The 10,481-nt window shown below is 67.0% G+C and carries 10 protein-coding genes; 4 read left to right on the top strand and 6 right to left on the bottom strand.

Annotated features, from left to right (window positions below):
* Nucleotides 1-2,177: DUF7282 domain-containing protein (locus C493_RS16370; protein ID WP_007260589.1), on the bottom strand; the 2,177-nt coding region annotated here is incomplete at its 3' end.
* Between the two features lie 446 nt (nucleotides 2,178-2,623).
* Here C493_RS16370 and C493_RS16365 point away from each other — a divergent pair.
* The 3 genes from C493_RS16365 (at nucleotide 2,624) to C493_RS16355 (ending at nucleotide 4,752) form a co-directional block, all read left to right on the top strand.
* On the top strand, nucleotides 2,624-3,211 hold the full coding sequence (locus C493_RS16365) for a biotin transporter BioY (protein ID WP_007260588.1): 588 nt from the start codon (nucleotides 2,624-2,626) through the stop codon (nucleotides 3,209-3,211).
* Between the two features lie 7 nt (nucleotides 3,212-3,218).
* Nucleotides 3,219-3,938, top strand: a complete 720-nt coding sequence (locus C493_RS16360) for an energy-coupling factor ABC transporter ATP-binding protein (RefSeq protein ID WP_007260587.1) — start codon at nucleotides 3,219-3,221, stop codon at nucleotides 3,936-3,938.
* 109 nt (nucleotides 3,939-4,047) lie between these two features.
* Entirely contained in the window at nucleotides 4,048-4,752 is a 705-nt protein-coding gene (locus C493_RS16355) for an energy-coupling factor transporter transmembrane component T family protein (protein ID WP_049889430.1), read from the top strand.
* A gap of 53 nt (nucleotides 4,753-4,805) precedes the next feature.
* Here the strand turns inward: C493_RS16355 and C493_RS16350 are convergent, their stop codons facing one another.
* Entirely contained in the window at nucleotides 4,806-5,177 is a 372-nt protein-coding gene (locus tag C493_RS16350) for a winged helix-turn-helix transcriptional regulator (RefSeq protein ID WP_007260585.1), read from the bottom strand.
* A gap of 204 nt (nucleotides 5,178-5,381) precedes the next feature.
* Here C493_RS16350 and C493_RS16345 point away from each other — a divergent pair, with 204 nt between their 5' ends.
* Nucleotides 5,382-6,368, top strand: coding sequence for an NAD(P)/FAD-dependent oxidoreductase (locus C493_RS16345; protein WP_007260584.1), 987 nt, complete (start codon nucleotides 5,382-5,384; stop codon nucleotides 6,366-6,368).
* A 69-nt stretch (nucleotides 6,369-6,437) separates the two neighbouring features.
* On the opposite strand, the gene C493_RS16340 is transcribed toward C493_RS16345, so the two are convergent.
* The 4 genes from C493_RS16340 to C493_RS16325 all read right to left on the bottom strand — a co-directional run bounded on the left by C493_RS16340 (nucleotide 6,438) and on the right by C493_RS16325 (nucleotide 9,800).
* Entirely contained in the window at nucleotides 6,438-7,916 is a 1,479-nt protein-coding gene (locus C493_RS16340) for an FAD-dependent oxidoreductase (RefSeq protein ID WP_007260583.1), read from the bottom strand.
* A gap of 87 nt (nucleotides 7,917-8,003) precedes the next feature.
* On the bottom strand, nucleotides 8,004-8,261 hold the full coding sequence (locus tag C493_RS16335) for a MarR family transcriptional regulator (protein WP_049889429.1): 258 nt from the start codon (nucleotides 8,259-8,261) through the stop codon (nucleotides 8,004-8,006).
* A gap of 124 nt (nucleotides 8,262-8,385) precedes the next feature.
* A complete protein-coding gene (locus tag C493_RS16330; protein ID WP_007260581.1) occupies nucleotides 8,386-9,186 on the bottom strand; it encodes a beta-ketoacyl-ACP reductase in 801 nt (266 codons plus the stop codon).
* Complete coding sequence (locus C493_RS16325) at nucleotides 9,183-9,800, bottom strand: HTH domain-containing protein (RefSeq protein ID WP_007260580.1); 618 nt, start codon at nucleotides 9,798-9,800, stop codon at nucleotides 9,183-9,185. The genes C493_RS16330 and C493_RS16325 overlap by 4 nt, the downstream gene beginning before the upstream one ends.
* Nucleotides 9,801-10,481 lie beyond the last annotated feature (681 nt).

Here is a 10,481-nt window from a genome sequence, read left to right as displayed (position 1 = left end):
GATGTGTATAAGAGACAGACCTCGACGAACGCCGTGTCGACGACCGGCGCGCCGGCGTCGGTGACGTACGGTTCGTCCTCGGCGCCGTCGCTCTCGGCGTACTGGAACGTCTCATCGCCGGTCGTGTCGTGGTGGACCACCGCGACGAGCGGTCGGTCCGCCTCGATCGCGTCCTCGAGGTCGACCGCGACGTCGCCGTGGTCGCCGGGCTCGAGGTAGCCCGACGAGCCGAGGACGGCGGCCGGATCGGCGACCGAGTCGCCCTCGTAGACCGCCACGAAGCCGCCCTCGGAGAGGTCGACGCTGTCGATCGTGACGCTCTCGCCGTCGCTCTCCTGATCGGCGAACGCGATCGTCGCTTCGCCCTCGAGTTCGTCGACCTCCTCGATGCGCTGCTCGAGTTCGACGGAGAGGTACTGACCGAGCTCGACCTCGATGTCGTCGATATCCTCGATCCCCTCGGCGACCGCGTACGCGGTCGCGTCGGACGCGGCGTCCTGGGTCAGGATCTGGAGCTGCGTGATGCTGATGCGCTGGTACTGCACGACGCGGGCGGTCTCCTGGCAGGCGCTGCTGGCGGCGATCTGGATCTGTTCGATCGTCGCCTCCTGGTGTTGGATCAGCGCGCCGCTTGCCCCGCCGGTCGCCAGCTTCTGGACCTGCGTGACGTCGACGACCTGCGACTGGGACACGGCGCCCTCGCCGGCGCCGAAGGAGGCCGCCTGAATCTGTTCGACCTGAACGACCTGTTCTTGAACGGCCGTCTCGACCGCGCCGTTTGCCGCGCCGACCGCGGCGTACTGGATCTGCGTGATCGAAATCTCCTGGTGCTGGACGAGGACGCCGCCGGCGGCCCCGTCAGCGGCGGCCTGGATCTGTTCGGTTTCGGCGGTCTGGCTCTGGTAGATCGCCCCCTTGGCCGCGCCGAAGGAGGCCTCCTGAATCTGCGTGATCGAGATCCGCTGAATCTGCTCGACGTCGACGGTCTGGATCTGCTTCAGCGAGCCCGCGCCGGCCCCGCGAGCCGCGGACTGGGTCTGCTCGACCGTCACCTCCTGGTGCTGAACGAGCGCACCCTTCGCCGCGCCCGTGGCGGCCTTCTGAACCTGCTTGATGTCGACGCGCTGTTGTTGCTCGACGTCGATCCGTTGGTCCTGCTCGAGAGCGTCCTCGGTGCTGCCCTCGAGGGCGCCCGCGGACGCCCCAGCGGCCGCGTGCTGGACGTGCTCGAGCGTGACCTGCTGGCGCTGCTCGACGGTTATCTTCTGGTACTGCTCCAGGACGCCGTAGGCGCTTCCCTGTGCGGCTTCCTGGATCTTCGGCTGTTCCGCGACGTCTTTCTCGCCGGCCTCGAACGCGGCGCCGGCGGCGGCGCCCTGCGCGGCGACCTGGATCTGTTCGACCTCGACGCGCTGTTCCTGGGCGATCGCACCGTGGGTCGCGCCCCACGTCGCGCTCTGCATCTGGGTCGCGCTGACCGTCTGGTGCTGGGAGAGCGCGCCGGCGGTCGCGCCGCCGACGGCGGCCTGAAGCTGCTCGACCGCGACGGTCTGTTCTTGCATCACCGAGCCGTGAACGGCGCCTTTCGCGGCTTCTTGAACCTGCTCGACGTCGGCTTCCTGGTGTTGTGCGACCGACGCGCTCGCGGCCTCGACGGCGGCGTCGCGTTGTTCCTGGCTCACGTCGACGCCTTGCGACTGGGCCAGTTCGACCCCCTCGTCGACGCCGTCTTCGACGGCGTCTGTCTGTTCCTGCGGGAGGTCAGCCGTCGCGTCGGCATCGTCTGTCGGTTCGGTCATCTCGACGTCAGCGCCGTCAGTACCGTCGGTTTCGTCACCGTCGGCCACGTCGGCGCCGTCGTCCTGGCTCGCCGACACCGCATCAGTATCGGTCGTCGGCTCCATCGAGACCAGCTCGAGGCTCTCGAGTTCGCCGTCGTCGTTCGCGTCGACGTCGGTGTTCGCGTCGCCGTCGGCGTCATCGTCGGCGTTCGCACCGGCCTCGTCCGTGCCGGCGTCGTCGACGTCCAGTTCGGCGTCGCCGGTGTCATCGTCGTCCGCACCGGCGTCGCCGAACGGCGCGAGTCCGCCGCCGAGCATCGGCAGCGCGAACACGCTCGTGGCCATCAGAAAGGCGACGGCGATCGTGACGGCAGCGGCACCCACTCCCTTGTTCATGGCTCGAGGCCTCCACCGGGTGTCTCGGTCGAGCGGCCTGAACGGCGGGATAGACTCGCTCGAGAACGAGTCGTTCGCCGTGGCCGTGACCGCTCGTTCGCGGTCGTCTCACATCGGATCCGTTCGGATGGCATTTGCCAGTACGGCGGCGAATCGATGCATAAGGGGAGCCGGTCGTTTCGATCAGTACACCGATACAATCGTCCATTACGACGCTCGAGACCGGTGATTTCGACGCCCTCTCTCGACGATCCTGTCAGGACCGATGCAATCGATGCGCATCCGCGACTGTCGGCGTTATCGTCACAAACTCGACAGGAATACGAGCATTGCGACGGTTCTCGTGGGACAGGTCACCGTCTCTTTCGCTCGGAATCGACGCACACCGACTCGAAGCGACCTCGGAAACCGAAGTGTTCAACACGGTTTACGAGAATTGCGGTGGTATGGCAACGCACGGAGATTCGGTCGACCTCGTCGACGGGACGGTCGTCCGGCAGTTCGCTCGAGCGGCGGTGCTCGCGGCGCTACTCGGGGCGCTGGGACCGATTTCGATTCCGCTCCCGTTCTCGCTGGCCCCGGTGACGCTACAGGTGCTGTTCGTCTTCCTCGCCGGACTTGTCCTGGGACCGGTCTGGGGGACCGCCTCGATGCTGCTGTACCTCGCCGCGGGCGCGGTCGGGGCGCCCGTCTTCGCGGGCTGGGAGGCCGGGCTCGGCCCGCTGTTCGGCCAGACCGGCGGCTTCCTCTGGTCGTATCCGATCGCCGCGGCGCTGATCGGCGCGATCGTTCACCGCGGAACCGACCTCCGCGATCCCGCCGCGGTCCCGCTTCCCGTCGTCGTGCTGGCGCTCGCCGCCGCGACGGTGCTCATCTACGCGATGGGGACCGCCTACGCGGCCTGGCTCCTCGAACTCGAGGCCTGGGAGGCGATCGTCGGCTTCGCGCTACCGTTCGTGCCGGGAGAACTGCTCAAGATGGCCGCCGCCATCGCGATCGTCAACGGCGGGCGGCTCGAGCCGATCCAGGCGTGAGAACTCGATGATCGAATTCCGATCCGTTTCCCACGCGTTCGACGACGTCACCGTCCTCGAGGACGTCTCGCTTTCCATCGACGACGGCGAGTTCGTCGTTCTCGCGGGCGCAAACGGCAGCGGGAAGACGACGCTGTTGCGCCACTGCAACGGCCTCTTGGAGCCCGATTCCGGCGAGGTGCTGGTCGACGACACGCCCGTCTCTGCGGATCTCGTCGCCGCGCGCTCGGCCGTCGGCATGGTCTTCCAACACCCCCGCGACCAGTTCGTCGCCGCGACGATCGGCGCCGACGTCGCCTTCGGCCCCGAAAACCTCGGGCTCGAACGATCGGAGATCGACCGCCGGGTCGAGGCGTCCCTCGAGGCGGTCAACATGGCGGGTCGCGAAGACGAGCACATCGACGCGCTCTCGGGGGGCGAACAGTCCCGCGTGGCCATCGCCGGCGCGCTGGCGATGGAGCCGACCCACCTCGTACTCGACGAACCGTTCACCGGACTCGACGATCCCGCCCGCCGCTCGGTGCTGGCGCGCCTCGAGTCGCTCGCGGCCGAGGGTACCGGCGTGTTGCTTGCAACCCACGACCTGCGGGACGTGTTCGACCTCGCCGACCGCGTCATTGCGATGCGCGACGGCCGCGTGGTCGTCGACGAACCGCCCGACCGTGCGAGAGAAGCGTTGGCGGGACTCGAGGTACGCGTTCCGAGTCGCCGCGCCGACCGGCCGTAGGCCGTCTCGAGTCGCACCGACGACCTCCGAACGATCGCTCTCACCCGAAGACTTGATCACCGAACGTTCGATCGCCCGAACGCCCGTTCGACCGCAGCTACCGACGACGATGCTCACCTACGCACCCGACGACACGCTCGCCCACCGCCTCGATCCCCGCTCGAAGCTGGCGGTCCAGATCGGATTCGCGGCGACCGCGCTGGCCCACACCGGCCCGCGGGCGCTGGTCGCGCTCACGGCCGTCGCCGGCGCGATCCTGGTCGCCGCCCGCGTCTCGCCGCTCGAGGCGCTGTACGCCTATCGGTACGCGCTGGTGTTTCTCGCCATCGCCCCGGTGCTCGCGGCGCTGACGCTCGGGTCACCCTGGATCGACCTCGAGGACGGGATCGTCTCCGCGCGGGCGAGCTACCGAGTCTTGCTGATCCTGTTCGTCAGCGCCGCGTACGTCCGTTCGACGCCCGTTCGAGCGTCTCGAGCCGCTATTCAACGAACGATCCCCGGAAAACCGGGCCAGCTGCTGGGGATCGGCGTCGCGCTCGTCTTCCGATTCCTCCCGGTGTTACGGGCGGATCTCCGGACGATCCGCGACGCGATGGCGGCCCGACTCGGCGACGAGCGCGGCGCCGTCGACCGCGCCGGAACGATCGGCGTCCTGGGACTCACGCGGGCGTTCGAGCGCGCCGACCGCCTCGCGCTCGCCATGCAGGCGCGGTGTTTCGCCTGGAATCCGACGCTACCCGCGCTGGCGTTTTCCCGCGTCGATTACCCCGTGCTGGCGCTGGCTGCGTTCCTCGCGCTCTCGGCGCTGCTCTGAACCGTTTTTCCCCGAGCACGGTCTCGAGTCGTGTCCTGTAACGGTTACCGCGATCAGGTGATCGACGTTTCCTCGTCCGTCGCCGCGGTGAGGTGCGCTTCGCCCCACGCGGCCATCTCCTGAATCACCGGCTCGAGGGACGCGCCAAGTTCGGTCAGCGAGTACTCGACGCGGACCGGTTTCTCGTTGACGATCTCTCGATCGACCAGTTGCTTCTCACCCAGATCCTCGAGCACGTCCGAAAGGACCTTGCTCGAGATGCCGCCGACCTCCTCTTGCAGCGCGTTGAACCCGAGGGGACCCTCGGCGAGCAGTCGGTGGATCACGACGGTGTGCCATTTCTTGCCGATCAGCGTCGCGGTCGACGTGATCGAACACCACTCCTCGCCCGAACACCAGACCTCGAGTCGGTCGTCGTCGCCCATACGCCGAATTCGGACGCGAGGAGCATAACGTTACGTTTCGTTACCTGGTTACGTCCGGTTTCCCTGGCGTCGTCGTTCGCTGTCGACGACGGTCGACTCGAGACCACGGCCGGCCCGCTTACCGGTCGGTAACCGGGTGAGCGATGGGTTGGCTCACAGTTATTGCTAACCAGGAGTAAGCGGGTAACAGAAGGTAACCACAATATGACGGACCCACTCGACAGTTCGGACGATCGGCGATACGAGGTCGCCGTCGTCGGCGGCGGCCCGGCCGGCCTGACGACCGCGCTCTACGCGACGCGACTCAGCCACGAGACGGCGGTCTTCGACCGCGGCGGCGGTCGCGCCGCGATGATGCGGGAGACGCACAACGTCATCGGAATCCCCGAATCCGTCTCCGGCGACGAGTTCCTCGAGACGGCCGTCGAGCAACTCCGCTCGTACGGCGCCAACTACGAGCGGTCGTTCGTGACCGGCGTCGAGCGCCGCGACGATGTCTTCGCGCTCGAGACGACGGACGGACCCGCCGTCGCGGACCGCGTCGTGCTCGCGACCGGCTTCTCCGACGGCCGCCCCGAGCCGCCGTTGCCGCGCACCGGTCGCGGACTCCACTACTGTCTCCACTGCGACGCCCACACGTTCGTCGACGAGCCGGTGTACGTGATGGGCCACGGCGACAGCGCCGCCACCGTCGCGATGCTCATGCTCAACTTCACGGCCGACGTCGGCCTCTTGCTTCGGGGGGACGAGCCGACCTGGAGCGACGAGACCGCGGCGTTGCTCGCGAACCATCCCGTCGACGTCGTTCGCGAGGAGGTTACCGGCGTTCGAAACGGCGAGGACGGTTGGCTCGAAGCCCTCGAGTTCGACGACGGAGCCATTCGCGAGTACGCCGGCGGCTTCGCGATGTACGGCGCCGAGTACAACAACGACCTCGCGGCGTCGCTCGGCGCTGACCTGAACGACGACGGGACGGTCGCCGTCGACGACCACGGGCGAACGTCGGTCGACGGCCTGTTCGCCGTCGGCGACCTGACGCCCGGCCACAACCAGATCCCCGTCGCCATGGGTCAGGGCGCGAAAGCCGGCATCGCGATCCACAAGGAACTCCGCGAGTTCCCGAAGTCGCTCGAGGACCTCGAGAGCGAGGGTGCGGTCGATTCCGCGGACGTCCCCGCGGTCTCCGACTAACCGCTGACGGCGGACGACCGATAGCGACCGAACGTCGACGACGGATCGATACTCACCGCGGAGCCACACTCACTGTACCGTCCCCGAGAGCACCTTCGCGGCGACGAGAACGGGGTCCCAGGTCGTATTGAACGGCGGCGCGTAGGCGAGATCGTAGTTCTCGAGTTCCGAGACGGTGGCGTCGGCCTCGAGGGCTCCGACGATGGCGTGGCTACGGTGAACGGCGCCCTCGCCGTACTCGCTGACGAGGCTGGCGCCGAGGACGCGTCCGGTCTCGCGGTCGGCGGTCAGCGTGATCGTGACAGTTCCTCCTTCAGGATAGTAGCCCGCTCGCGATTTCGCGTCGATCGTCTCGCTGACCGGATCGAAGCCGGCTTGGCGAGCCTCCTCGTGGTCGATGATCCCCGTCCGCGCCGCCTCGGTCTCGAAGGCCTTGACGGCCGCCGTGCCGGCGATGGGGCCGCCTTCGGTCGGGTCGCCGGCGACGGTCTGGCCGACCGCGCGTCCGTGGCGGTTGGCCGTCAGCGCCAGCGGCGCGTACGTCGCTTCGCCCGTCACGGTGTGGATCGCCTCGGCGCAGTCGCCCGCCGCGTAGACGTCGGGGACGGACGTCTCGCGGTAGGCGTCGGTCGCGATCGCTCCGGTCGGCCCGAGTTCGATATCCGCCGCCTCGGCCAGCGCCGTTCGCGGCCGGACGCCGGTTCCGAGCAACACCATCTCGACCGGCACGCGCTCGTCGGCGGTGACGACGGCCCTGACGGCGCCGTCGGTTCTCTCATCGTTATTCTCTCTCCCACCTTCGTTCCCGTTGCCCCCGTCGCCGTCGCCGGCGAGCGCACGCACCTCGCTCCCGAGATGGACGGCGACGTCCTGTTCGCGGAGGTGTTCGGCCACCGCGTCGCTCGTCGCTCCGCTGAACCCCGTCAGTAGCCGGTCGCTGCGCTGGAAGAGGTGCACCTCGAAGCCGTTCTCGGCCAGCGCTTCGGCCATCTCGATCCCGACGTAGCCGCCCCCGACGACGCCGACGGGACCGGAACAGTCCTCGAGGTACCGACAGGCCGGTCCGCGGTCGGGCTGTTGAAACGACTCCTCGGTGCGCGCTCGAGCGACGTACTCGCGGAGTTCCTTGCCGTCGCTCATCGAGCCGAGCGTGTAGACCCCTTCGCGTTCGGCGCCCTGGATCGGCGGCACGACGGCCTCGGCGCCCGTCGCGAGCAGCAGGTGATCGTACGACTGCACGACCGTCTCCGACGACGATTCGACTTCGGCGGTGACCGTCCGCTCGAGCGGGTCGACGTCGACGACCTCGTGGCCCGTCCGCAGGTCGATGTCTCGCTCCTCGCGAAACTCCTCGGGCGTCACCGACACCAGCGCCTCGAGCGACTGAATCTCTCCTTTCACGTAATACGGGAGCCCGCACGCTCCGTACGATACCCACTCGCCTTTCTCGAAGACGACGACCTCGAGGTCGGGGTCGTCGCGCTTTGCCTTGCTCGCGGCGGACATCCCTGCGGCGTCGCCACCGACGACGACAAACGTTTCCGTCATAGCTGGTCGTTCACCGGGGGCCACCGTAACTCTGCGGTGACGAGTGTCAAACTCCGGAGAGGGTGACCGTCCCCGACCTCGCTTCCGTCACTCGTTTCTCGATCGGACTCGTTCGCCCTCGCTCGACAACGAGTAGACCGACTGACGGGCGTCTCTGAACGACACCTGCTCGTCGAGCAGCCCCGCCTCGTCCAGCCGAGAGAGGGCAAATCTGACCGTTCGGCGGGGGAGCATCGTCTCTTCGGCCAGTTGCTCCTGCGTGAGCGAGTCGTGGTGCTCGAGGACCTTGAAAACCAGTTTGGCGCTCGGCGGCTCGTCGGCCAGCGTCGCTGTCGGTGACTCCATCGAGTCGGACGTCCGTCCGAGAACGGGTAAGTACTCGGGATGCGTGCGAAACCAGGGCACGTACCGAGTTTCGGCGACGCCACCGCCGCCGGCGCTGTCAGTACCGTCGTGATTCGACCGGCGGTTAGAGATCGATGCCGCCGTTGGCGTCGATGACCTCGCCGGTGATGTAGCCGGACTCCGCGCTCGCGAGGTAGCGGACGAGACCGGCGATCTCCTCGACCGTCGCGAACCGCTCGAGCGGAATATCCGAACGCAGATCGTCCTGAATGTGGTCCGGAACCGCCTCGACCATCTCCGTCCGCGTAAAGCCGGGCGCGATGCAGTTTGCCGTCGTGCCCGTCCCGGCCAACTCGAGGGCGAGCGAACGGGTGAACCCGAAGAGTCCGCTCTTGGCCGCCGCGTAGTTGGCCTGTCCGACGTTACCCTGCTTGCCGATCACGCTCGAGATGTTGACGATCCGGCCGTCGTCGGCGCGCTCGAGGTCGTCGTAGAACGCCTTCGTGCAGTTGAACGTCCCGTGGAGCGAGACGTCGAAGACGCGGTGCCAGTCTTCCTCGGTCATCTTCGCGAACGTACAGTCGGACGTGATCCCCGCGTTGTTGACGAGGACGTCGATCGGGCCGAACGACTGGTCGATCGCGTCGGCCATCGCGTCGACCGCATCGCGGTCGGTGACGTCGGCCTGGACCGGGTGGCCCGTCCCCTCGGTGTCTGACTCGGTGATCGCGTCGGCGACCGCGTGGGCGTCCGCCTCCGACGACCGATAGTTGATGATCACGGTCGCGCCGTGGCGACCGAGTTCGCGGGCGATCCCCCGCCCGATACCGCGCGAGGAGCCGGTCACCAGACACGTTCGGCCGGCAAGTGGCTGGCGGGACGGCAACTCCAGTTCGTCCGGTCGCTCGGTCGTCTCGACGCTCATTGGTGACCCTCCAGCGCCATCGGCTGCTCGTGAGGTGTCGCACGCGACGCGGCGCCGTCCTCGTTCGGTTCGACGATCCGTAGCCACTCGTCGACGGTGTACGTCCGCGACTCCGTCGCGTGTGACTGCTCCGTGTACGGAACAACACCGCGAAGCGATTCAAGCGTCGGCTCGTCGGCGTCGGCATCAGTATCGGCGTCGGCGTCGGGATCGACCTCTCGAACCGCCAGCGTCACGACCGGGACGCGCACCCGTTCGCGCGGTTCGTCCGGTCCGACGCCGAACGACGAGGCCGGAATCTCCCGCCGCCGGAACGCCGGCTCGAGCGAGTGGCCCTGTTGTACCGCCCAGCGCTCGAACGCGGTCACGAGTTCGTCGCGCGTCTGCGGGCGCGTGTCGTCGGTCACGTCGACCGCGTGGCACTCCGGCGGCCAGTACGTGATATCGTAGTCGTGGATTTCTCCGGCGTCCTGCAGTCGTCCCAGCCGATCGATGATGTCGTTAATCGTGTCGGTGAGCGCCGTGGGCACCGACTGGCGGACGTAACAGTCGATCCGAAGCGTCGCCTCCGACTCGAGGTCGACGGCCGGTGTCGTGCGATTAGTAGCAGGCATAGCCATCCTCCGTTCGAACGATATAGTCGTTCGCGACGAGCGACGTCAACACTGGCATGAGTGAGAGCTTCGATAATCCGAGGAGATCCTGCAGGTCGGAGGCCGTCGCTTCGCCGACCGATTGGAGGGTAACGTAGACGAGTTTCGTTTGCGGCGCAGTGAGATCGTCCGGTAGTGACAACTGTTGTTCGCTCGTGGACATCATCCATAGGTGAGAGCAACGAAGCGACGTATAAACCTAGCTGAGTCGTGTACACAAATGCCACAGACGGGCCGCAGTCCCCGTAATTAGTCATGTATATCAGTTGGTGGTGTGAGCCCCCGAATTACTCTCGAATCCGAGAAGACGTCTCTGCTATCCGGACTATTATCAAATATTGAGAGTATCCAGAACGTTCATATCCTGGCGCACGCAGTTCTGGCTATCGGTCGAAAACGGTCGGAAGTGGAAGTGGATGATGTCCACGAGAGACCGCAGGCGCGATCGCTCGTGTCGGGTCGATCGGATCGAATCGATCCGTCCGCCCGTGTCTCGAGCAAGGTGAGCGTCAGGCAAGATACTATCTCCAAACTAGTTTGGTATTCACGTGATCAGCAGCGTCGCGGTACGTCTCAGGGCGTCCAAACGATGTGATCAACGCGACGGCGGACTCACACGCCAGTTCGACCGGATGCAGGCTC

The organism is Natronolimnohabitans innermongolicus JCM 12255 (assembly GCF_000337215.1).
GTDB lineage: Archaea > Halobacteriota > Halobacteria > Halobacteriales > Natrialbaceae > Natronolimnohabitans > Natronolimnohabitans innermongolicus.
This window is presented reverse-complemented; position numbering and strand designations above follow the sequence as displayed.